Annotated in this window: 23 protein-coding genes; 19 read left to right on the top strand and 4 right to left on the bottom strand. The window is 63.6% G+C overall.

The window, feature by feature from the left end:
• Positions 1–116 precede the first annotated feature (116 nt).
• The gene (locus tag ACTJK6_RS23795) at positions 117–593 is read left to right on the top strand and encodes a nuclear transport factor 2 family protein (protein ID WP_316871926.1); all 477 of its coding nucleotides are present in this window, start codon (positions 117–119) and stop codon (positions 591–593) included.
• Between the two features lie 48 nt (positions 594–641).
• Here ACTJK6_RS23795 and ACTJK6_RS23790 read toward each other — a convergent pair whose 3' ends face one another.
• A complete protein-coding gene (locus tag ACTJK6_RS23790) occupies positions 642–1,043 on the bottom strand; it encodes an AraC family transcriptional regulator (RefSeq protein ID WP_316881854.1) in 402 nt (133 codons plus the stop codon).
• A gap of 89 nt (positions 1,044–1,132) precedes the next feature.
• On the opposite strand from ACTJK6_RS23790, the gene ACTJK6_RS23785 reads away from it, so the two are divergent.
• From ACTJK6_RS23785 to ACTJK6_RS23715, 15 genes are all read left to right on the top strand, one after another.
• Positions 1,133–1,699: a TetR/AcrR family transcriptional regulator gene (locus ACTJK6_RS23785; protein ID WP_260804165.1), complete on the top strand. Its 567-nt coding sequence runs from the start codon at positions 1,133–1,135 to the stop codon at positions 1,697–1,699.
• Between the two features lie 183 nt (positions 1,700–1,882).
• On the top strand, positions 1,883–2,188 hold the full coding sequence (locus ACTJK6_RS23780) for a recombinase-like helix-turn-helix domain-containing protein (protein WP_260804164.1): 306 nt from the start codon (positions 1,883–1,885) through the stop codon (positions 2,186–2,188).
• Between the two features lie 79 nt (positions 2,189–2,267).
• The gene (locus ACTJK6_RS23775; protein WP_440840303.1) at positions 2,268–3,335 is read left to right on the top strand and encodes a Rieske 2Fe-2S domain-containing protein; all 1,068 of its coding nucleotides are present in this window, start codon (positions 2,268–2,270) and stop codon (positions 3,333–3,335) included.
• A complete protein-coding gene (locus tag ACTJK6_RS23770; RefSeq protein ID WP_440840302.1) occupies positions 3,328–4,101 on the top strand; it encodes an SDR family oxidoreductase in 774 nt (257 codons plus the stop codon). Before ACTJK6_RS23775 ends, ACTJK6_RS23770 begins: the two co-directional genes overlap by 8 nt.
• Before the next feature lie 32 nt (positions 4,102–4,133).
• The gene (locus ACTJK6_RS23765) at positions 4,134–4,670 is read left to right on the top strand and encodes a cupin domain-containing protein (protein WP_024974097.1); all 537 of its coding nucleotides are present in this window, start codon (positions 4,134–4,136) and stop codon (positions 4,668–4,670) included.
• A gap of 4 nt (positions 4,671–4,674) precedes the next feature.
• The gene (locus ACTJK6_RS23760) at positions 4,675–5,577 is read left to right on the top strand and encodes an alpha/beta fold hydrolase (protein WP_440840301.1); all 903 of its coding nucleotides are present in this window, start codon (positions 4,675–4,677) and stop codon (positions 5,575–5,577) included.
• A gap of 12 nt (positions 5,578–5,589) precedes the next feature.
• Positions 5,590–6,417, top strand: a complete 828-nt coding sequence (locus ACTJK6_RS23755) for an IclR family transcriptional regulator (RefSeq protein WP_260804160.1) — start codon at positions 5,590–5,592, stop codon at positions 6,415–6,417.
• 2 nt (positions 6,418–6,419) lie between these two features.
• Positions 6,420–7,223, top strand: a complete 804-nt coding sequence (locus ACTJK6_RS23750; RefSeq protein WP_440840300.1) for an SDR family oxidoreductase — start codon at positions 6,420–6,422, stop codon at positions 7,221–7,223.
• Positions 7,216–8,943: a thiamine pyrophosphate-binding protein gene (locus ACTJK6_RS23745; protein ID WP_440840299.1), complete on the top strand. Its 1,728-nt coding sequence runs from the start codon at positions 7,216–7,218 to the stop codon at positions 8,941–8,943. Before ACTJK6_RS23750 ends, ACTJK6_RS23745 begins: the two co-directional genes overlap by 8 nt.
• A 32-nt stretch (positions 8,944–8,975) precedes the next feature.
• Positions 8,976–9,779 carry an aspartate dehydrogenase gene (locus ACTJK6_RS23740; RefSeq protein WP_232040251.1) on the top strand — a complete coding sequence of 268 codons (804 nt, stop codon included), beginning with the start codon at positions 8,976–8,978 and terminating at the stop codon, positions 9,777–9,779.
• Positions 9,780–9,795: 16 nt separating this feature from the next.
• Positions 9,796–11,298, top strand: a complete 1,503-nt coding sequence (locus ACTJK6_RS23735; RefSeq protein WP_440840298.1) for an aldehyde dehydrogenase — start codon at positions 9,796–9,798, stop codon at positions 11,296–11,298.
• 41 nt (positions 11,299–11,339) lie between these two features.
• Positions 11,340–12,302 (top strand): VOC family protein, encoded by a 963-nt coding sequence (locus ACTJK6_RS23730; RefSeq protein ID WP_232039322.1) that lies wholly within the window; start codon positions 11,340–11,342, stop codon positions 12,300–12,302.
• Positions 12,303–12,323: 21 nt separating this feature from the next.
• A complete protein-coding gene (locus ACTJK6_RS23725; RefSeq protein ID WP_440840297.1) occupies positions 12,324–13,274 on the top strand; it encodes a PDR/VanB family oxidoreductase in 951 nt (316 codons plus the stop codon).
• Between the two features lie 175 nt (positions 13,275–13,449).
• Complete coding sequence (locus ACTJK6_RS23720) at positions 13,450–14,550, top strand: porin (protein WP_414562409.1); 1,101 nt, start codon at positions 13,450–13,452, stop codon at positions 14,548–14,550.
• Between the two features lie 71 nt (positions 14,551–14,621).
• On the top strand, positions 14,622–16,025 hold the full coding sequence (locus ACTJK6_RS23715; protein ID WP_440840296.1) for an MFS transporter: 1,404 nt from the start codon (positions 14,622–14,624) through the stop codon (positions 16,023–16,025).
• Between the two features lie 66 nt (positions 16,026–16,091).
• Here ACTJK6_RS23715 and ACTJK6_RS23710 read toward each other — a convergent pair whose 3' ends face one another.
• Positions 16,092–16,970, bottom strand: coding sequence for a 2-hydroxy-3-oxopropionate reductase (locus ACTJK6_RS23710; RefSeq protein WP_440840295.1), 879 nt, complete (start codon positions 16,968–16,970; stop codon positions 16,092–16,094).
• A gap of 302 nt (positions 16,971–17,272) precedes the next feature.
• Between ACTJK6_RS23710 and ACTJK6_RS23705 the strand changes: the two genes are divergently transcribed.
• Entirely contained in the window at positions 17,273–17,404 is a 132-nt protein-coding gene (locus ACTJK6_RS23705; protein ID WP_260804153.1) for a hypothetical protein, read from the top strand.
• Here the strand turns inward: ACTJK6_RS23705 and ACTJK6_RS23700 are convergent, their stop codons facing one another.
• Together ACTJK6_RS23700 and ACTJK6_RS23695 are read right to left on the bottom strand one after the other, a co-directional pair.
• On the bottom strand, positions 17,405–17,923 hold the full coding sequence (locus ACTJK6_RS23700) for a cupin domain-containing protein (RefSeq protein WP_260804151.1): 519 nt from the start codon (positions 17,921–17,923) through the stop codon (positions 17,405–17,407).
• Positions 17,924–17,940: 17 nt separating this feature from the next.
• A complete protein-coding gene (locus tag ACTJK6_RS23695; RefSeq protein ID WP_414562401.1) occupies positions 17,941–19,146 on the bottom strand; it encodes a sterol desaturase family protein in 1,206 nt (401 codons plus the stop codon).
• Positions 19,147–19,444: 298 nt separating this feature from the next.
• Here ACTJK6_RS23695 and ACTJK6_RS23690 point away from each other — a divergent pair, with 298 nt between their 5' ends.
• Together ACTJK6_RS23690 and ACTJK6_RS23685 are read left to right on the top strand one after the other, a co-directional pair.
• A complete protein-coding gene (locus ACTJK6_RS23690; RefSeq protein WP_316871913.1) occupies positions 19,445–20,017 on the top strand; it encodes a DUF4337 domain-containing protein in 573 nt (190 codons plus the stop codon).
• A 108-nt stretch (positions 20,018–20,125) separates the two neighbouring features.
• Positions 20,126–20,845 carry a hypothetical protein gene (locus tag ACTJK6_RS23685; protein ID WP_440840294.1) on the top strand — a complete coding sequence of 240 codons (720 nt, stop codon included), beginning with the start codon at positions 20,126–20,128 and terminating at the stop codon, positions 20,843–20,845.
• The last annotated feature ends 322 nt before the right edge of the window (positions 20,846–21,167 follow it).

Below are 21,167 nucleotides of genomic sequence, written 5' to 3'. Positions count from 1 at the left end.
CGAAAGACCCCGTGCGTTCCTGGTATCGGTGCGGCAGTCGGTTGGGCAGACTCTGTGCGTGCTGCTGCGTCGTTGGCGCGGCAGCCTCCACGATTGCCGTTGTCAAGGAGTTGCCAATGTCTGCCAATGAAACCCGCCCGCCGGTTCCGCCGTTCACCTTTGAATCTGCCACCGAAAAGGTGCGTCTGGCCGAAGACGGCTGGAACAGCCGCAACCCGGAGCGTGTCGCGCTCGCGTACACGCCGGATAGCCAGTGGCGCAACCGCGCCGAGTTCGTCAACGGGCGCGAACAGATCGTCGAGTTCCTCACGCGCAAGTGGCGCAAGGAACTCGACTACCGCCTGATCAAGGAACTGTGGGCCTTTGGCGCCAACCGTATCGCCGTGCGCTTTGCCTATGAATGGCATGACGATTCCGGCAACTGGTACCGCTCATATGGCAACGAGAACTGGGAGTTTGACGAGCACGGCGTGATGCAGCGCCGCTATGCCTGCATCAATGACCTGCCGATCCAGGCGGAGGAGCGTAAGTTCTTCTGGCCGCTTGGGCGTCGCCCGGACGATCACCCGGGGCTGTCTGCGCTGGGTTTGTGACGCGGTCGGCCAAAAAGAGGCGCCCGGTCTTGGCCGGGCGTCGTGCATTCAGCCATGCAGTTGATCCAGCGCGCGTCGTCGCCAGGTCGACGGGCTATCGCCCGCGAGCCGCTTGAATACCGTCGAGAAGTGCGCCTGGCTCTGAAAGCCGACTTCCAGCGCGATCTCGACCACCGTAGCGTCCAGTCTCATCAGCAAGGTCTTGGCGCGCTCGATGCGCCGATGCAAAAGATACGCGTGCGGACGCACTCCCGTGGCCGCGCGGAACTGGGCAGCAAAGTGCATGCGCGTGAGGCCCGTCGCCCGTGCAACGTCTTCCAGCCGGACCGACCTGCCAAGGTTCTCTTCGATATAAGCCGTTGCCAGCCGCAGGCGCCACAGCGGCAACGGCGAGAGCGCCGCTCGAGCAGGGCGGCAATCATCATGAGGGGTCGGAAAAGCAGAAGTCACGGTTTTATGAGACAGGTCTGTCTACATCATTGAGTAGACAGGTCTGTCTGTCAAGACCATACTGAAGCATTGCCTTCACGTTCATCGACATGGCCAAGACTGCCGAAATCCTCTCCGCCCGCGATCGCATCATGGAAACCGCCGAGCGGCTGTTCCTGCAGGAAGGGTTTCGTGCCACCGGCATCGACCGAATCATCGCTGAGTCGGGCGTGGCAAAGATGTCGCTGTACCGGCATTTCCCGTCAAAGAGCGATTTGATCGCAGCCTTCCTGGATGCACGACACGAACGGTGGATGGCGTGGTTTCGTGAGGCGACGGAAGCGCGCCTTGCCAGGCGTGCTGACCTCGACGTGCTGGCGGACGTGTTGGCCACGTGGTTCGACACCGAAACGTATCGCGGTTGCGCGTTCATCAACCTCGTTGCCGAATCCGGTACGGAAACCGGTGACGCGCAGTTGGTGGAAAAGGCCGTCCTGCATAAGGCCGAGCTGGCGAGTTATCTGGCGGAGTTGGCCAAGCGTCTCGGCTATCCGCGCCCAAAGGCGATCGCCGAAGAAGCGCTGCTATGCGTCGAGGGGATGATCGTGCGGTACCAGATGACCGGCGAGCGCTCGGTCGTCGATGCTGGCCGACGTCTGCTCGCGCGCCTGCGCTAGCTCGATGCCCCAAGCTTTTGTCGGCCGCCTGGCCGACGTGTGACGCAGTCTTCCTTTTTTGGAGACCATAGGGTAATCCCGCATCTTCGATTTCGAAGACGCGGTCTATAGTTACACCCGTGTTCCAGATATTAACAGACGTTTCATAGGTAAAACAAGCGAAACGTGATGGAGTCGACAGACATGCAACCGCTATACAACCCAGACCTCGCTCCGTGGGAGCCGATTTCTCCGAACAACGTCGCCGGCAAGGGCCGTGTCGAGCGCCCTGGTCACGTCGCCAATCTGGTGTGGCAGACGCGCGCTGCCGAGCCGACCGCCTATGAGAACCAATTGGCCGATTCGCTGGAAGCGGCATTCCTGGGTGGCGCGCAAACGCCCGCCGACATCGTCGCCGTGCTGAACGAGCGTGGCCCGCGCAATGCCGCCGGCGGCGAGACCTGGACGGAAGACACATTCCTGGCCGAGATGCGCCGCCTGGGCGCCTGAGCCGGGCTGGCACCAACACGATTCGACGCCGCGTCGCCCGCAGAGGCGCCCGGCTCAACCCAATCAGAAGAGGCATGCAATGGAAGGCAACAAGGAAGCGCAGAAGGAAGCGCGCATCAACACCGGTCTGCGCAACTACTGGTATCCGGTGGCGGCGTCGTGGAATGTGAAGAACGCGCCGGTGGGCATCACCCGCTTGAGCCAGAACATCGTGCTGTGGCGCGATACCGCTGGCCAGGTGCATGCGCTGGAAGACCGCTGCCCGCATCGCGGTGCGCGCCTGTCGATGGGTTGGAACCTGGGCGACCACGTGGCTTGCTGGTACCACGGCGTTGAAGTGAACGGCCAGGGTACGGTGACGAGCGTACCTGCTGTCGACGCTTGCCCCATGGAGGGCAAGACCTGCGTGCGCAGCTACCCGGTGCAGGAGCGTGCCGGCACCATCTTCCTCTGGTTTGGCGACAAGGCCCCGTCGGAGTTCGACGACGCCGTCGGCACGCTGCGGCTGCCTGAAGAGCTGACCAGCGACGAGCACAGCCACTTCCTCTGCTTCGCGCACTGGAACGTCAACTACCGCTATGCCATCGACAACGTCATGGATCCGATGCACGGCGCCTACCTGCACGCCGTGTCGCATTCGATGGCCAGCGGCGAGAAGAAGGCCGTGATGGAAGTGGTGGAAACCGACCACGGGATCATGTTCCAGAAGACCGGCCAGCGCGGCGTGAACTTCGATTGGACCGAGTTTGGCGAGACCGGCACGATGTGGCTGCGCCTGTCGATTCCGTATCAACCGAAGGTTGGCCCGGGCGGCCCGTTCACCATCATCGGCATCGTGACGCCGGTGGATGAGGAGCACTGCATCGTCTATTTCTGGCGCACGCGCCACGTACAGGGCTGGCAGCGCGACGTGTGGCGCTTCCTGTATCGCAACCGCCTGGAAGGCCTGCACTGGGATGTGCTGGAGCAGGATCGCGTGGTGCTCGAATCGATGGCGCCTGAAGCGCGCGATCACGAGACGCTGTATCAGCACGACATCGGCATCACGCGTATCCGCCGCGTGCTGGCACGCCGCGCCGCCGCTGAACTGGCCGATGCGCCTGTCGCCATGCTCAAGCCTGTTCCCACGGAAGCTCAACATGCCTGAGCGCAATTCAACTGCCGGATTGCTGGCCGGCCGCAAGGTGCTCGTGACGGGCGCTGCGCGCGGACTGGGTCTGGCCTTTGCCAAGGCGATTGCCGAAGCCGGTGGCGCGGTTGCGCTGGCCGACGTTCTTGGCGAGCGCGTGCAGGAGGAAGCGGCGGCGCTGCGTGCGGCAGGTTTCGATGCGCATGGCTTCGCGCTTGATCTGGCCGAGCCGGCTTCGATTCTGGCCTGTGCCGCCGCTGCGGTGCAAGCGCTGGGCGGTCTCGATGGTCTCGTCAATAACGCGGCCATCACCAACTCGGGCGGGCGCGACGCATCGTCGATCGACGTCGAGACCTGGGACCGCGTGATGAACGTCAACGTGCGCGGCACATGGTTGATGACGACGGCTTGCCTGCCGGCGCTCAAGGCATCGGGCCGCGGTGCCATCGTCAACCTGTCGTCGGACACTCCGCTGTGGGGCGCGCCGAACTTGCTGGCTTACGTGGCGAGCAAGAGCGCCGTCATCGGCATGACGAAGTCTCTGGCGCGCGAATGCGGCGCAGACGGCATCACCGTCAACGCCATTGCGCCGGGCCTGACGCTGGTGGAAGCCACCGAATACGTACCGGCGCACCGCCATGCGCTGTACCGCGACCAGCGTGCCATCTCGCGCGATCAACTGCCGGACGACGTGTGCGGCGCCGTGCTGTTCGCGCTGTCCGACCTTTCCCGATTCGTGACGGGCCAGACGCTGGCCGTCAACGGCGGTTTCGTCATGCAGTAATGCATCCACACACCATTCAGAAGAGGTATTCGATGAGCGATCTCTCCGAACAACAGCAAGTGCAACGCACGTGGGACCGCCCGGAAGGCGCGTCGTTTGAAGACTGGATGAACAGCCGCGTGGCGCGTTTTTCCACCCGCCGCTACGACTGGGACGCCCTCAAGTTCCAGGCCGACTTCGACCCGAAATACCGCCGTGCGCAAATGCGCTACCTCGGCACGGGCGGCACGGGCGTGGCGGCTGACACCAACACGGTGCCGGCCGAGCACTTCACGTTTTCGACCATGGTCATTCCGGCCGGTCACGAAGGCCCGTCGCACCTGCACACCGATGTGGAGGAGGTGTTCTTCGTCATTCGCGGCAAGCTCAAGCTGGTGCTGGAGAAGGACGGTGAGCGCTTTGAGACCATCCTGACCGACCGCGACCTCGTCTCGGTGCCGCCCGGCGTGTACCGCGAAGAAATCAACATCGGCGATGAAGACGCGCTGATGTGCGTGATGCTCGGCGCCAAGAAGCCGATCACACCGACGTACCCGCCCGAGCACCCGCTCGCCAAGATCAAGCGTTGATACCATGAGCGTGCAGGCTGTCATGTCTTCCCATCCGTTCCGTGTTGCCGACGCGCTTGCCGTGCTGGGCGGCGACTTCGCCGAACACACCGCCGCGATCAGCGTGCGTGGCGATCGCATCGGCTATCGGCAATGGGGCGAGCGCGGGCCGGTGGTGGTGCTGTTGCACGGCATCAGCTCCAGCGCCGCGTCATGGCTGCCTTGCGCGCAGGTTCTTTCGCACAACATGCGCGTGCTGGCATGGGATGCGCCGGGCTACGGCAATTCCACGCCGCTTGAGCAGGCTACGCCGAGCGCCGCCGACTACGCGGTGCGGCTGCAGGCGTGGCTTGCCGCGCTGGATGTGACGCCCGATGTGATCGTCGGTCACTCGCTGGGCGCGCTGATGGCTTCGGCGTATGTGGCCGCCGCGCCAGCGGCGATGCAGCCGAAGTGCCTCTTGCTTCTGAACCCTGCACAGGGCTACGGCCAGCCGGGGCAGGAAGACAAGTCGCGCGCCGTGCAAGCGCAGCGTCTTTCAACGCTGGACCAGCTTGGCATCGCCGGCATGGCGGAGTCGCGCCACGCGCACCTGCTGCGCCCGAATGCCACCGATGAAGAGCGTGCCTGGGTGCGCTGGAACATGAAGCGCCTCAACGATGGCGGTTACCGCCAGGCCGTGGCGATGCTCAGCGGCGACGACATCGGTGCCTATCTGCGCAAACGCCCCGCATCGACGCCGGCACAAGTCGCTTGCGGCGATGTGGATGGCATCACGCCGCCGCAAGGCTGCGAAGCGCTGGCCAAGACGTTCGGTCTGCCTTTTGCGCTGGTACCGGCTGCGGGGCATGCCTCCTATATCGATGCGCCTGACGCTGTCGCAGGCTGGATCGAACACGCCGTTCTCTCCCAATCTCAAAACGCCTAAGCGCCAAGACGTATGAGCAACGACCTCATTTCAGAAGACGTGCAGGAAAAGTACATCGTGCCGGGCCTCGAACGCGGCCTGCGCCTCCTGTGCGAATTCAGCCACAAAGACCGCGTCCTGTCGGCGCCGGAACTGGCGCGCCGCCTGAAGGTGCCGCGCTCCACGGTGTTCCGCCTGCTGACCACACTTGAAGTGATGGGCTTCATCGAGCGCGTAGACGGCGGTCGCGATTTCCGTCTCGGCATGGCGGTGCTGCGCCTGGGCTTTGAATATCTCGCCTCGCTGGAGCTCACCGAGCTGGGCCGCCCGCTGCTCGATCGCCTGCGTGACGAGATTCACTATCCGTGCAACCTCGTCGTGCGCGATGGCCGGTCGATCGTCTATGTAGCGAAGTCGGTGGCGCCCACGCCGTTTACCAGTTCGGTGAATGTCGGTACGCGCCTGCCGGCTCACGCCACGGTGCTGGGTCGAGTGCTGCTGGCCGATCTATCGCTGGCTGAGCTGCGCCAGCTTTATCCGGAGCCGCAGCTGGAAGTGTTTTCCGCCAACACGCCGCGCACGGTGGAAGAGCTGTTCGAGATGGTCCAGCGCGACCGCGAACACGGCTACGTGCTGCAGGAAGGCTTCTTCGAAGCCAACATCTCGACGATTGCTGCGCCCGTCCTGGATCGCGCCGGCAAGGTGGTGGCTGCACTCGGCACGACCATTCCGTCGCCGCGCATCGACGCGGCACAGCTCGATCTGATGATCGACAAGGTGCGCGCCGCCGCCGGCGAGTTGTCCTACCTGCTGGACTACCGCCCCGCCGGCGGCAAGGTCGTCAACCTGTTCCGCGAATGACCATGCCGATGATCGACCTCACTGGCAAGACCGCCGTTGTGACCGGAGGCTCCTCCGGCATCGGCCTGGCCACCGTTGAACTGCTGCTGGAAGCCGGTGCCGCCGTGGCGCTGTGCGGGCGCAATGCCGAACGTCTCGCGCAAGCCGAACAAGGTCTGCGTAGCCGCTTCCCAAACGCCCGGCTGTTTGCTGCAACGTGCGACGTGCTCGACGCCGCGCAGACGGCCGCGTTTGCGGATGCCGTGGCGCAAGCGCTGGGCCCCGTCGACATGCTGGTCAACAACGCCGGCCAGGGCCGCGTCTCGACGTTTGCCGATACCGACGATGCCGCGTGGACGCAGGAGCTGCATCTCAAGTTCTTCTCGGTGATCCATCCGACGCGCGCTTTCCTGCCGCAACTCGAGCGCTCGGAGCACGGCGCGATCGTCTGCGTGAATTCGCTGCTGGCGCAGCAGCCCGAGCCGCACATGGTGGCCACCTCGGCCGCACGTGCTGGTGTGCTCAACCTCGTGCGCTCGATGGCGACCGAATTTGCACCGAAGGGCGTGCGCGTCAACGGCATCCTGATCGGGCTGGTGGAATCCGGCCAATGGCGCCGCCGCTTCGAGGCTCGCCCCGAAGAAGATCGCCATCTCGACTGGGCCGCGTGGACGCGCCGCCTGGCCGCGCAAAAACATATTCCCCTTGGACGCCTGGGCCTGCCGGAAGAAGCAGCCCGCGCCATTCTGTTCCTTGCCTCGCCGTTGTCTTCGTACACCACGGGCAGCCACATCGATATCTCCGGAGGACACTCCCGTCATGCTTAATAGACAACAACAGGAACCGCAACTGGTCACGGTGGGCCACGCGATTGCAGCCTTCCTGGAGGCCTGCGAGGTCAAGGCCGCTTTTGGTGTCATCTCGATCCACAACATGCCCATCCTCGATGCGATGGGCGAGCGCGGCAAGATCCGCTTCATCATGGCGCGCGGTGAAGCCGGCGGCGCCAACATGGCCGACGCCTATGCCCGTACCACGGGCGGCCTCGGTGTCTGCCTGACCAGCACCGGTACCGCGGCTGGCAACGCCGCGGGCGCCATGGTCGAAGCACTGACCGCCGGCACGCCGTTGCTGCACATCACGGGCCAGATCGAAACGCCTTATCTGGACCAGAGCCTCGCGTACATCCACGAAGCGCCGGACCAGCTCACGATGCTCAAGGCCGTTTCCAAGGCGGCCTTCCGCGTGCGCAGCGCCGATACCGCCATCAGCACGATGAAGCTGGCCGTACAGACCGCGCTGACGGCGCCGGCGGGCCCGGTGAGCGTAGAGATTCCTATCGATATTCAAGCCGCGCTGATCCCGATGCCGGACGACCTGCGCCCGCTGCAGGTGCCGCAGCATGTGCCGTCGGCCCACGCGCTGGACGAACTGGCTGAACGCCTGTCGCGCGCGCGCCGCCCGATGCTGTGGCTCGGTGGTGGCGCCCGCCACGCCGCGAAGCAGGTCAAGCGCCTGATGGATCTGGGCTTTGGCGTGGTCACCAGCACGCAGGGCCGCGGCATCGTGCCGGAAGATGACCCGCGCTCGCTGGGCGCATTCAACCTGCATAAGCCGGTCGAAGCGTTCTACCAGACGTGCGATGCAATGGTCGTTGTCGGCTCGCGCCTGCGCGGCAACGAAACGCTCAAGTACGAACTCAAGCTGCCGCGCCCGCTGTACCGCATCGATGCGGATGCGTCGGCGGAAGGCCGTTGCTACGCCAGCGATTACTTCGTGTGCGGCGATTCGGCGCTTGCGCTGGATGGCCTGGCCGATCGGCTGGAACAGAAGATGCAGATCGATGCGACGTTCGCTGCCGACCTGCGCGCCGCACACGAGACTGCGGTGCGCGGGCTGATCGATGGCCTCGGCCCGTACGCCAAGCTGGTGGAGGCGTTGCAAGCCGCAGTGGGCCGCGAGTTCAACTGGGTGCGCGACGTGACGGTGTCGAACAGCACGTGGGGCAATCGCCAACTCCGCATTTTTGATTCGCGCGCCGGCGTGCATGCGCTGGGTGGCGGCATCGGCCAGGGTTTGGCGATGGGCATTGGCGCGGCCATCGGGTCGGCAGCAGCCGGATCGGGCAAGACCACGTTCTGTCTGGCCGGTGACGGCGGCTTCATCCTGAACCTGGGTGAGCTGGCGACCGCCGTGCAGGAGCGTGCCAACCTCGTCATCGTGCTGATGAACGACAAGGGCTACGGTGTCATCAAGAACATTCAGGACGCGCAGTACGGCGGCCGCCGCCATTACGTGGATCTGCACACGCCGGACTACGCGGCGCTCGCGCAGTCGCTGCAATTGCGCCATCGCCGCGTGTCGGATCTGGCCGACGTGGGCAGCGCATTGAAGGAAGCCACCAGCAGCGAGGGGCCGTTCCTGATGGAGATCGACATGCTCTCCATCGGCAGCTTCAAGACCATCTTTGCAGGGCCGCCCGTCAATCAACAAGCCAAGGATGGCCAGGGCGAACGGGCCGCCGAGCGTACGACGGTGGTGGCGTGAACGCGCAACTGAGCCAATTCAAGGAGCCGGACATGCTGCATGTATCGATGGTCGGGTGCGGAGCGATCGGGCAAGGCGTACTGGAACTGCTCAAGAGCGATCCGGATGTGTGCTTTGACGCCGTGATCGTGCCCGAGCACGCGATGGACAAGGCGCGCGAGGCCATCGCCCCGTTCGCGCCGAATGCGCGTGTCACGACGCATCTGTCGGCGGACGCCCATCCTGATCTGCTGGTCGAATGTGCTGGCCACGATGCGCTTGAAGAGCATGTGTTGCCGGCGTTGGAGCAGGGCATCGACTGCCTGGTGGTATCGGTGGGTGCGCTGTCCGAACCCGGCGTGGCCGAACGGCTGGAAGCCGCGGCCCGCCGTGGCAACGCGCAAGTGCAGCTGCTGTCGGGTGCCATCGGGGCCATCGATGCACTGGCCGCTGCGCGCGTGGGCGGCCTGGATGCGGTGGTCTACACCGGCCGCAAGCCGCCGCGCGCCTGGAAGGACACGCCGGCCGATCAGCAGTTCGACCTCGATGCGCTGCGCGAGCCGACCGTGATCTTTGAAGGCAACGCCCGTGAAGCCGCGCGTTTGTTCCCAAAAAACGCCAACGTGGCGGCCACGCTGTCCTTGGCGGGCCTCGGGCTTGAGCACACGCACGTCAAGCTGCTGGCCGATCCGACGGTGGACGAGAACATCCATCACGTCGAGGCGCGCGGCGCCTTTGGCGGCTTCGAGCTGACGATGCGCGGCAAGCCGCTGGCGGCCAATCCCAAGACTTCTGCGCTGACGGTGTTCAGCGTGGTGCGTGCGCTGGGCAACCGCGCGCACGCCGTTTCGATTTAAGCGAGGCCATTGCGCCATGACTGTTTCCAACCCGAACGCAACCGCAACGTCCGTGTTGCCCATCTGCATTGCTGGCGAATGGCGGCTTGGCACTGGCGAGCGCTATGTCACCCGTTACCCCGCCACGGGCGAAGTGGTGGCTGAACTCAACGCTGCCAGCGTCGCCGATGTGGAAGAGGCTGTGGCCGGTGCCTACCGCGCCTTTCTGTCCAGCGGCTGGGCGCAGCGCAAGCCGCACGAGCGCGCCGCCGTCCTGTATCGCGTGGCGGAGCTGATCCGCTCGCGCAGCGAAGCACTGGCCCAACGCCAGCGGCTGGATAACGGCAAACCGATCAACGAGACGCGCGCCCTGGTGGCAAGCGCTGCCGCCACGTTCCAGTTCTTCGGTGCTGCATGCGAGACGCTGGAAGAGGCGCTCACGCCCGCGCGTGGCGATTGCCTGACGATGAGCGTGCATGAGCCCATGGGCGTGGTGGCGGCCATCACGCCGTGGAACTCGCCCATCGCCAGCGAGGCGCAAAAGATGGCACCTGCGCTAGCTGCGGGCAACGCCGTCGTCGTCAAGCCGGCAGAAGTCACGCCGCTGATGGCGCTGGAGCTTGCCGCCATCTGTGAGGAAGCGGGCGTGCCCAAGGGCATGATCAGCGTGCTGCCGGGCAAGGGTTCCGTCATTGGCGATGCGATTACGAAGCATCCGCTGGTGCGTCGCGTGTCGTTCACGGGTGGTACGAACACGGGCCGCCATATCGCGCACATTGCCGCCGACAAGATGATGCCGGTGTCGCTGGAACTCGGCGGCAAGTCGCCGACGATGGTGTTTGACGACGCCGATCTCGACCATGCGGTCAATGGCGTGCTGTACGGCATCTTCAGCTCGTCGGGCGAGTCGTGCATCGCAGGGTCACGTCTGTTTGTGGCGCGTTCACTGTATGAACCGTTCATGGATCGCCTGGCCGCTGGCGCAGCACGCCTGCGTGTCGGCAATCCGGCCGATGAATCCACGCAGATGGGCCCGCTGATTACCGACCGGCACCGCGAGTCGATCGAATCTTACGTGGCAATGGGCGTGGAAGAGGGTGGCCACCTGCGCACGGGCGGCTTGCGTCCGCACGTCGCCGGGTGCGAGTCGGGCTACTTCTACACGCCGACCATCATCGAAGGCCTCACCAACAGCGCGCGCATTTGCCAGGAAGAAATCTTCGGCCCGGTGCTCGTCGCCATGCCGTTCGACGATGAAGACGAATTGATTGAGCAAGCCAACGACAGCGTCTACGCATTGGCCGCCGGCATCTGGACGCGCGACTACAAGCGCGCCTGGCGCGTCGGCCGCGCGGTGCAGGCCGGCAACGTGTGGATCAACACCTACAAGCAGTTCTCGATCTCGACGCCGTTTGGCGGTTGGCGCGACAGCGGCCTGGGCCGCGAGAAGGGCCGCCTCGGCATCCTGCAGTACATGGAGCAGAAGAGCCTCTACTGGGGCCTGAATGAACAACCGCTGGCCTGGGCCAACGCCAACTGAAGCGGAAGCGCAATCAAACGCCCGGACCACAGGAGATGAAGATGAACACGATTCGAGGCATCGACGAAATCGTCTACGGTGCCGACGACCTCGCCGCCTGCAAGCAGTTCTTCCTGGATTGGGGCCTTGCCCTGCAATCGGAAGACGCCAGCGGCCTGCTTTTCGAAACGCTCAACGGCTGCCGCGTGCGCGTCAAGCGTAGCGACGATGCCACGCTGCCGCCCGCCATGGAGGCCGGCCCGACGCTGCGCGAAGTGATCTGGGGCGCCGATTCGCAAGCTGTACTCGACCGCCTGGTCGACATGCTGGCCGATCAGCCAGGCTACGTTCATGTCGACGGCCGGGTCGGTTGCACTGACCCGAACGGCCTTGCAGTGCGCGTGCAGCTGACCACCAAGCGCGATATCGACGTGCAGTGCGCCGCGATGAACACGTGGACGGACAAACCGCGCCGCAACCAGCCCAGCCCGATCTATGAACGTGCCACGCCCATTGAAGTGGGTCACGTGGTCTTCTTCGTGAAGGACGTGGCGGCCACCGAGCGCTTCTATATCGACAAGCTTGGTTTTGTGCCATCTGACCACTACCCGGGGCGGGGTGCGTTCCTGCGCTGCGAGCCCGAAGGCGGCCATCACGACCTGTTCCTGTTGCAGACGCCGCAGGCCAAGAGCGGGCTCAACCACGTGGCTTTCACCGTGCGCGATATCCATGAAGTGTTCGGCGGCGGCATGCATGTGTCGCGCTGTGGGTGGGATACGCAGCTGGGCCCGGGCCGCCACCCGATTTCGTCGGCGTACTTCTGGTACTTCAAGAACCCGGCCGGCGGCCTGATCGAGTACTACGCGGACGAAGACCAGCTCGACGCCGACTGGCAGCCGCGCGATTTCGAGCCCGGCCCGACTGTGTTTGCCGAATGGGCCATCGACGGTGGCATTGACGGCAACACACGCCGGCAGAAAAACGTCGTCGGCCCGGAAGGCAAGTTCCTGACGGAAAAGCGCTGAAACGTTGCAGAGAGACGTGCTATGAATTCCCCCCTCAACCTGCGCGTGCATGCCATGCGCTACGAAGCCCAAGGCATCGTGAGCGTGGAGCTGCGCGATGTCGACGGCAAGACCTTGCCCGAGTACGCACCCGGCGCGCATATTGAACTGCATCTCGGCAACGGGCTGGTGCGCAGCTATTCGCTGTGCGGCGCGCCGGAGATGCGTGACCGCTATGTGGTCGGCGTGCTGCTCGACCGCAACAGCCGCGGCGGCTCGCGCTATGTGCACGAGCAGTTGCGCGTGGGCTCAATGCTCAAGATCGGCGGGCCGCGCAATCACTTCGAGCTGGACGAAACCGCGCCGCGCACAGTGTTGGTCGCGGGTGGCATTGGGGTGACGCCCATCGTATGCATGGCGCGTCGTCTGGCCGAGCAAGGCAAGACATTCTCGATGCTGTACTGCGCGCGCTCGCGTGCCGAAGCGGCCTTTGCCGATGAGCTGGCCGCCCATGGCGAGGCGGTGCGTTTTCACCTGGACTCTGAAGCCGGTGGGCCGCCCGATCTGAAAGCGTTGCTCGCGGGGCATCCGGCCGATACGCATTTCTATTGCTGCGGCCCCGGCCCGATGCTGCGGGCATTCGAGGCCGCCTGCGAAGCGCTGGGCTACACCAACGTCCATATCGAACGCTTTGCGGCGGATCCCGGTGTGGAGTCGGTGCAGGACGGGGAGTACCAGGTCAAGCTCGCGCGCAATGGCGCTGAGCTGTGCGTACCGGCAGGCAAGTCGCTGCTCGACGCGCTGCTGGAGATTGGCGTCGAGGTTGAACACAGCTGCAAGGAAGGTGTGTGCGGATCGTGTGAAACGCGCGTGCTCGAAGGCCAGCCCGACCACCGTGACAGCGTGCTTTCCAAGAGCGAGCGTGCATCGAACCAAACGATGATGGTTTGCGTATCCGGCTGCAAGGGCAAGCGCCTGGTGATTGATTTGTAAGCGCAGGATGGCTTAGGCGCGGGCCTGACCAGCCGCGCCCTCTTTTTTGCGCCGTGTTTTTCTTTTAAACGACGTTTCGTATACGAAACAAAGCAAGCACCACAACCAGCTCGTCCACCAAGACGGCGATAACAACTGGCGGGGCGGACACCTTGTCCAGTGGAGGAAACAGCAAATGAAGACAACTTTGTTCGCCCTTGCGGCGATGAGCCTGGCTGGCACGGCGGCGGCCCAGAGCAACGTGACGCTGTACGGCAGCATTGATGAAGGCGTGGCCTACATCAACAGCCTCAAGAGCGGCGCCGCCAGCGGCTCGGCCCTGCGCATGGACCCCGGCACCATGCAGCCGGATCGTTTCGGCCTGCGCGGCTCGGAAGATCTGGGCGGTGGTACGCAGGCCATCTTCCAGCTGGAGTCGGGTTTTCTGGGTGACACCGGCAACAGCGTGGTGGCCGGGAAGCTGTTCAACCGAGCGGCGTGGGTGGGCCTCACCAACGACCGCCTGGGTAACATCCAGCTCGGCCACCAGGCGGACTTCATGTTCGATTACCTCGGGCGCCTGAGCAACGGCTTCCAGCTCACCAACTTCTACCTGTTCCACCCCGGCAACTTCGACAACCTGGCCAACCAGTTCCAGATCGACAATGCCGTGCGCTACGTGTCGCCGATTTTCGGTGGGCTGCAACTGGGCGGCATGTACGGCTTTGGCGAGGTGCCGGGTTCGCCGTCGAAGAGTCGCAGCTACAGCCTGGGCGCGTACTACACCAACGGCGGCTTCCGTGCGGCTGCGGCTTATACCGCGTCCAATGACCGCGCGCTGGACATCGCTGGTCGCCTGGGTATCACCAACACGCTCGGCACGACGCTCGTGCCGGGTGTGATGACGCCGATGAGCTCGGTCAAGTCATTCGGTACCGGCGCGCTGTATCAGTTCAGCAGCCTGCCGGTGCAGATCAACGCGGTCTATACGCAAACGCGTATCACGCTGGGCGGCGCCAATGCCCGCGCTCAGAACGTCGACCTGGGCACGGCTTGGCATTACAGCGCCGCCAACACGCTCAACGTGGGCTATACCTTCAGCAAGTACGAAGGTGCCCGTTGGAACCAGTTCAGCCTGGGCAACGTGTATGCGTTCTCCAAGCGCACGCAGGTGTACGTTCAGGGTACCTACCAGCGTGCCGCTGGCGACGCGAAGTCCGCTGCCATCAATGGCGTCGGTGTGGCGGCGCAGCGCAACCAACTGGTTGTCAGCACCGGCGTGCATCACTCGTTCTGACGTCCTGACCCAACGCGCGCCGCTGGGCAGCGACCCGGTGGCGCATCAACTTCCTCCGGAAGGAGCTTCACATGAAGCCAGGTGTTTTGATTGATAACGGAATTGATCACGATGGGCCGCTGGGCGGGATGAGCCTGGGCCAGATCGTTGCCCGCATCGAGCGGCTCAAGAGCAACGGCATGCACGTGCGCGCGCGCCTGCTGATCGGGCTCGCGACGTTCTTCGATGGTTTTGACGTGATCGTCATCGCGGCTACGCTGCCGCTGCTGATTGCGCAATGGCACCTGACGCCGGCACAGATTGCGTTTGTGATTGGCGCGCCCGGCATCGGTCAGTTGATCGGCGCATTGGTGTTCCCCATGCTTGCCGAGCGATTTGGCCGCGTGCGCATGATCGGCTATAGCGCGGGCATCATCGGCTTGATGAGCCTGCTGTGCGGCGTGGCGCCCAGTTTTGCCGTGTTTGCAGCGCTGCGTATCGTGCAAGGCATCGGCCTGGGCGGCGAGCTGCCCGTGGCCGCTACGTACATCAACGAGGTCACGCGCGCACATGGTCGCGGGCGCTTCGTGCTGCTCTACGAGGTGGTATTCCCGATCGGCCTGCTGGTGTCCAACGCGCTGGGCGCATGGCTGGTACCGCATTTCGGCTGGGAGGTGATGTACTTCCTCGGCGGCATACCGCTGGTGCTGTTCTTCACGCTGCCCAAGGCCGTGCCGGAGTCCCCGCGCTGGCTGGCGACCAATGGCCGCATGGCCGAAGCTGACGCCGCGCAGGCGCGCTTTGAAGCCAAATCGAAGGAGCCGCTGCCGCCGCTGGGTGACACCTCGGCCTTCGAGCAGATGTCGCATCGCCACCCGAAACGCGGCATGCGCGATCTGTTCGGCCCCGTGTACATCAGGCGCACGGTGGTCGTGGCCATGCTGTGGGCGACGTGCGGTTTCATCCAGTACGGTCTGTCGACATGGCTGCCGACGGTATACAAGACGATCTATCACGCGCCACTGCAACTGGCGCTCAACCTGGCGGCGCTGGCTTCGGTGCTGGGTGTGGTCGGCTCGTTGGTCTGCGCGATGATCGTCGACAAGGTGGGCCGCAAGCCGGTGATGGTGGTCTCGTTCGTACTGTGCGGCGTCTCGCTGGCGCTGGCTGGGCTGCTGCACGAGCAGTCGCTCTATGTGGTGGCGGGGTTGTGCTCGTTGGCGCTGGGGTTGATGGCGTGCGGCTTCATCACCGCCTATGTCTATACGCCGGAGCTGTATCCGACCAACATCCGCGCGATCGGTTGCGGCATGGGCGGCGCGTGGCTGAAGATTGCCGCCATCTTTTCACCGATGCTGATCGGTTCGACTATCGGCTCGGGCAACGTCAGCAATGCGTTCCTGCTGCTGGCATTGGTCCCTATACTGGCCGCGATCACCATCTACTTCCTCGGCATCGAAACCAAAGGGAAAGTGCTCGAGCAACTTGAGTTGTAAGCCGACGCCGTCGACGGTCGTAAAACGGAGCGGGTGGTGCTCGCCTGGGCACGCCCCCGTTTTGGCTCAGGCAATGCTGTGATCCGCCATCAGTTCCAGTGCGCGCACCATGGCTGAGTGGTCCCATGCCTTGCCACCGTGAGCGGCGCACACGTTGAAGAGCTGTTGTGCGGCCGCGGTGTTCGGCAGGGCGATGCCGAGCTTGCGAGCGCCTTCCAACGCCAGGTTCAGATCCTTCTGGTGCAGCTCGATGCGAAAGCCCGGGTCAAACGTCCGCTTGATCATGCGCTCGCCATGCACTTCGAGAATGCGCGAGGAGGCAAAGCCACCCATCAACGCCTCGCGCACACGTGCCGGGTCGGCACCGGCCTTGGACGCAAACAGCAGCGCTTCGCCCACTGCTTCGATGGTCAATGCCACGATGATCTGGTTGGCCACCTTGCAGGTCTGACCAGCACCGGAGTCGCCCACGTGCGTGATGTTCTTGCCCATCAAGGCGAACAGCGGTTTGGCACGCTCGAACGCGGCTGCTTTGCCGCCAACCATGATCGTGAGTGTTGCGTCACGTGCACCGACTTCACCGCCTGAAACGGGCGCATCAAGGTAATCCGCGCCCAGCGCTTCGACGCGCTTGGCAAAAGCCTGCGTTTCAATCGGCGAGATCGAGCTCATGTCGATGAAGAGCTTGCCCCCAGCCAAGTCCTGCGCGACACCGGCCTCGCCAAACAGCACATCAGCCACGTCCGGCGTGTCCGGCACCATCGCGATGACGATGTCCGCGGCTTGCGCCACTGCCGCCGAGTTGGCGACCACCTTCGCGCGCGAACGCAGATCTTCCGGCACGGAATGCTTGCCGCTGACGATCAGCGTGTGGTCGCCCCTGAGCAGGTTGCGGGCCATGTGAGCGCCCATGATGCCAAGACCGATGAATCCGATGGTAGCCATGATGTTCTTCCGAAGGCGTCTGGGTGAAGTGGGTGGGTAGCGTGAGTCACGCCGCAGCGCGTCTCACAAGCGTAGATCGACGCACCGATGAAGACCAGCCATGGCTATCATGCTGTGCGCTCCAGGATGCATTGGCGCCGCGCCCGGCAGGCCTTTGCGACGCGCGATGCCCATACGGAGATGAGACCCGGAAATAAGGGCCGAGAAGCGTCATTGCTCGTGCAATGGTTTGGAAGCCCCCTCTCATAGACTGAAAACGTGCCGATAAGACAGCTATCGGGCACGCCGAGAGGGGAGGGGATATGTCCACCACAGCCACCGCAGCAGCCAACTGGATCGTCGTCCTGACATGCGCGTACATGGAGTACAGCACGTGGCGGGGTATCAGCGTCTACCGCCGCACGGTCGGCTATGAAAGCGTGGTGTGGTGCTGACTAACGTACCGCAGGCTTGGGCAGCAACCTTCGGATGAGATCGCCATGTGCCGAATACTTTGCCAGCAACGCGCCATCGTCGGCCAGTTCGAACTCGCTGAACTCGAACCCCGGCGCAACGGTGCAGCCGACGAGCGCATAGCCATGTTCACCGGGCACGCGCTCGGCCGCAAACCAGCGGCCTGCCGGAACCACCGCCTGGTACACCGCCATCGCGTCGTCGGCCGCATTGCCCAGACGATGCGTGCTCACCGTTCCGTCGTCCTCCAACACATGCACATTGAGTGAGTCCCCCGCATGGAAGTGCCACAACTCGTCCGACTGGATCCGATGCCAGGCGGAATATGCATCATCCGCCAAGAGGTAATAGATGGCGGTGGCAGCCGCACGTTCGACGGGCGGGATGCCTCGCTGGATGCGTTCCTCACTGCGATAGGTTTCGCGATAGAAGCCGCCTTCCGGGTGCGGTTCGAGACCGAGGCGGGCGATGAGGTGCTGAGCAGCGGCGGCGAGGGGCATGACGTGAAACCTTCGACTCAGTTCTGCTGACGTCGGAACGGAAAGCGCTGCTGGTTGACGAAGCCGTCGGGCATGTAGTCACCTACTACGCCGTACTTCTCAGGGAAGGCCTTCTTCGATTTGACCGCGGTACCGAATAGATAGTCAATGAAGGCGAAATGCGCGGCGTAGTTCTTGTCGATCGCTTCGTCTTCCGACGAGTGGTGCCAATGATGGAAATCCGGCGTCACGAAGATGTACTTCAACGGCCCCCACGGCAGGTGCACGTTGGCGTGATTGAACACCGCCTGGAAGCCCACGATGATGATGTAGACATCGACCACGGCCTTGTCGAAGCCCAGCACGAACAATGGCCCAAGCACAGCCACCCGCGTGACGATCAGTTCAAGAATGTGTTGACGCGAGCCGGCCAGCCAGTCCATCGTCTTCACGCTGTGATGCACGGCATGAAAGCGCCAGAGGAACGGCACTTCGTGATACGCGCGGTGCGTGACGTACTCCATCAGGTCGGCCACCAGCATGCACAGCAGCAACTGCGGAATGAACCAGATGTGCTGCACCATTTGCTGGAAGTCCGCATGCACCATCCACCCGAACACGCGGTGGATCAGGAAGTTCACCACCAGCAGCACCAGCCCCACGATGAAGTGGTTCACTGCGAAGTGCACCATGTCCGTCTGCCATTCCGCCCGGAACACCGGCTGTTTCTTGTAGAGCGGGAACAGCTTCTCAAGCAGCACGAAAATCGCCGTCGAACCGAGCAGGTCAAGAATGAACCAATCCATGCCGATATACGGCGTGTGATCCGGAAAATCGCCCACCGGCACGCGCGAGCCGCCCAGCGCAACGGCAATCACCACAAACAGGAACGCCAGACCGTTCAGGCGTCGCCGGTTATCCAGCACGATATTCGCCAGCGATAACCCGCCCGAAATCAGCAGAGAGACAAACAGAATCTGCCGAATCACATCCACCGAATACGCGCGTCGCAATTCGGGCGTCGTCAGATACTGGGGAAAGTGAAACGCCAGTACGCCCAGCAAACACAGAAAGCTCAGCACCAACGCCAGGATGGTGCCGATCATGCCTCGGCCGAACTTCAGGCCGCCGTTGGCATGCAGCAATGCATTGGCATCGCGGATCGTCGCGTCGGCCACGCGGACGATGACGGGTTGGTGTTCCTCTTCGGGCAATGGCGCCAAAGGCTTTTGGGACGCATCCATGGATCTGACTCGCGGTATTGTTTTGTTTTATTAACAATGCGATTACCAAAGGAATATTGGCTCTGATTCGCATTGCTGCGCGATTATACGGACCGGTTTCGTGTATTCAACGGCGCAATTGCTCAGCGTATAAATGATTTGCGATTGCCGCGCCTCCTCCCTGCGCGGCAGGGTCAGGAAGCTGCATCTGCGACGTTGAATGCGCGTCGCATGGCGTTGCCTTTCCGTGCAAGGCCATGCATTGTGAGGTCCGCGCTTGATGGGCGACCGACGATACAAGACTAGAAGAGGAGCAACCATGTCAGAAGGATTTCACGTGCACGGCGCGCATGACCACGCGCTCGAGCACGCGGCAGAAAGTGGCCACGCCGATAGCTTTGCCGGGCGTATTGCCGTCATGACGGCGATTCTCTCGACGGCCGGCGCCATCTTCGGTTACCAGGGCGGCGCCACGCAAAACGCCGCACTACTCGCCAAAAATGAAGCTGCCATCCACAAGACCGAAGCCGCCAACCGCTGGGCCTACTACCAGGCCAAAGGCCAGAAGCAGGCGATTGCCGAGCTGACCGCCCAGTTGCCCGGCACCGATCAGGCCGCCGCCAAGCGCGAAGCCCAGCGCTACGCCGCCGAGAAGGAAGACATTCGCCGGCAGGCTGAAGACCAGGAGCGCCTGGCCAAACAGGCCGACGACGCCAGCGAGCTTGCCGTGCACCATCATCACCGGTGGGCGCAAGCGGTGGTCGCCATTCAGGTGTCGATCGCGCTGGCGGCTATCACGTTGCTTTCCCGGCGGCGCTGGATGCAGGTTCTGTCGTACGGTGTGGCCGCTGTCGGTGGTGTCGTGGCCGTGCTGGCGCTGCTTCATATCTGATGGCCGACGGCACGCTGCTCGCCCAGATGTTTGCGTGCCGGCATAGTCAGTCACCAGAATGGCGCTTTTGCAGCAGACATCCTCCCACATGAATCTGGAGCGAACACCATGGCCCTTGTAATTTGGGCGCAGCGCGCGTTGATGATTGCAAGCTGGTTGGCTAGCGCGTGCGCCATGGCGGCCGGGCCAGCCGTCGAGCCGGGCGAGTACGTCTACATACTGGGCGACAGCGCGAGCGGCACGATGACGGTCAAGGGCGACAGCTTCAACATCTCGACGATTGGCGGCAACTGCCACACGTGCGCGATCGAAGGCACATTCCGGGGTCGCGTTGGCGTCGACAAGGATGAGGGCAAGTGCCACATCGCCGTGTCGGGCAGCAAGGACGCGCTTAAGCTGGATTCATCCGCCACCGCCGAGGCCTGCCGAGATTTCTGCGGCATGCGCGCCATGTTTGATGGCGACTACCGCCGTGCGCCGGTCGCCTGCACAGACCGCCAGCGTCAAGCCCGCATCGGCCAGGCCCGCAAGCAATACGCCGCCAAGGATTTCGATGCAGCCCGCACAACGCTGCGTTTTCTGCTTTCCGAGTGCGATCCCTTCATGGACTGGATCGAGCGCGACAAGGCTCGCAGTGATCTTGCCGTGACTGAATACCATCGTGGAGACAACGCCCAATGCCTCGCTGTGCTGTCCGAGACGACAGCGATCAAGGCACAGAAGGACTCAACACTGATCCTGCCGCCGTGCGACGCCGACAATTACGCGTCGATGAGCAAGGCGATTCTCTACAACCAGAAGCTGTGCCAAGCGTCGGGCAAGCATTGATGCCAGCTGCATCTCTATAAGAAACGGGGCGGCGGGCGATGGCCCGGCCCAATCCGCGTCTCAGGTTGGCCGGACGCGGCGTTCGTCGGCCCCTCAACCTGCGCCATAACCCTGCGGCGCATGGCGACGCAGGCCAGTCAGCAGCAAGATTTTTGCGAGTGACTCACAAAAGTGCTTGCCAGCTGCGCTTCCGCACATTAGTATTCGCCCCTCGCTGCAAAACACAGCGCCGAAACGCAAGTGGAGGTGGTGGTGTTGAGTGGTGGAGAAGCAGGAGTGGAGCGGGTTTGCGGTCGATTGTGTGATTGGCGATTGGCGGTAG

Origin of the sequence: Ralstonia sp. 22086 (genome assembly GCF_052045975.1) — a bacterium.
Classification (GTDB): Bacteria; Pseudomonadota; Gammaproteobacteria; order Burkholderiales; family Burkholderiaceae; genus Ralstonia; species Ralstonia wenshanensis.
Note: the sequence above shows the minus strand (reverse complement) of the source record. Positions and strands in the feature narration are given on the sequence as shown.

Coding starts and splice junctions, on each gene's coding strand:
- ACTJK6_RS23795 (WP_316871926.1), top strand. CDS start 117: ATGTCTGCCAATGAAACCCGCCCGCCGGTTCCGCCGTTCACCTTTGAA.
- ACTJK6_RS23785 (WP_260804165.1), top strand. CDS start 1,133: ATGGCCAAGACTGCCGAAATCCTCTCCGCCCGCGATCGCATCATGGAA.
- ACTJK6_RS23780 (WP_260804164.1), top strand. CDS start 1,883: ATGCAACCGCTATACAACCCAGACCTCGCTCCGTGGGAGCCGATTTCT.
- ACTJK6_RS23775 (WP_440840303.1), top strand. CDS start 2,268: ATGGAAGGCAACAAGGAAGCGCAGAAGGAAGCGCGCATCAACACCGGT.
- ACTJK6_RS23770 (WP_440840302.1), top strand. CDS start 3,328: ATGCCTGAGCGCAATTCAACTGCCGGATTGCTGGCCGGCCGCAAGGTG.
- ACTJK6_RS23765 (WP_024974097.1), top strand. CDS start 4,134: ATGAGCGATCTCTCCGAACAACAGCAAGTGCAACGCACGTGGGACCGC.
- ACTJK6_RS23760 (WP_440840301.1), top strand. CDS start 4,675: ATGAGCGTGCAGGCTGTCATGTCTTCCCATCCGTTCCGTGTTGCCGAC.
- ACTJK6_RS23755 (WP_260804160.1), top strand. CDS start 5,590: ATGAGCAACGACCTCATTTCAGAAGACGTGCAGGAAAAGTACATCGTG.
- ACTJK6_RS23750 (WP_440840300.1), top strand. CDS start 6,420: ATGCCGATGATCGACCTCACTGGCAAGACCGCCGTTGTGACCGGAGGC.
- ACTJK6_RS23745 (WP_440840299.1), top strand. CDS start 7,216: ATGCTTAATAGACAACAACAGGAACCGCAACTGGTCACGGTGGGCCAC.
- ACTJK6_RS23740 (WP_232040251.1), top strand. CDS start 8,976: ATGCTGCATGTATCGATGGTCGGGTGCGGAGCGATCGGGCAAGGCGTA.
- ACTJK6_RS23735 (WP_440840298.1), top strand. CDS start 9,796: ATGACTGTTTCCAACCCGAACGCAACCGCAACGTCCGTGTTGCCCATC.
- ACTJK6_RS23730 (WP_232039322.1), top strand. CDS start 11,340: ATGAACACGATTCGAGGCATCGACGAAATCGTCTACGGTGCCGACGAC.
- ACTJK6_RS23725 (WP_440840297.1), top strand. CDS start 12,324: ATGAATTCCCCCCTCAACCTGCGCGTGCATGCCATGCGCTACGAAGCC.
- ACTJK6_RS23720 (WP_414562409.1), top strand. CDS start 13,450: ATGAAGACAACTTTGTTCGCCCTTGCGGCGATGAGCCTGGCTGGCACG.
- ACTJK6_RS23715 (WP_440840296.1), top strand. CDS start 14,622: ATGAAGCCAGGTGTTTTGATTGATAACGGAATTGATCACGATGGGCCG.
- ACTJK6_RS23710 (WP_440840295.1), bottom strand. CDS start 16,970: ATGGCTACCATCGGATTCATCGGTCTTGGCATCATGGGCGCTCACATG.
- ACTJK6_RS23705 (WP_260804153.1), top strand. CDS start 17,273: ATGTCCACCACAGCCACCGCAGCAGCCAACTGGATCGTCGTCCTGACA.
- ACTJK6_RS23700 (WP_260804151.1), bottom strand. CDS start 17,923: ATGCCCCTCGCCGCCGCTGCTCAGCACCTCATCGCCCGCCTCGGTCTC.
- ACTJK6_RS23695 (WP_414562401.1), bottom strand. CDS start 19,146: ATGGATGCGTCCCAAAAGCCTTTGGCGCCATTGCCCGAAGAGGAACAC.
- ACTJK6_RS23690 (WP_316871913.1), top strand. CDS start 19,445: ATGTCAGAAGGATTTCACGTGCACGGCGCGCATGACCACGCGCTCGAG.
- ACTJK6_RS23685 (WP_440840294.1), top strand. CDS start 20,126: ATGGCCCTTGTAATTTGGGCGCAGCGCGCGTTGATGATTGCAAGCTGG.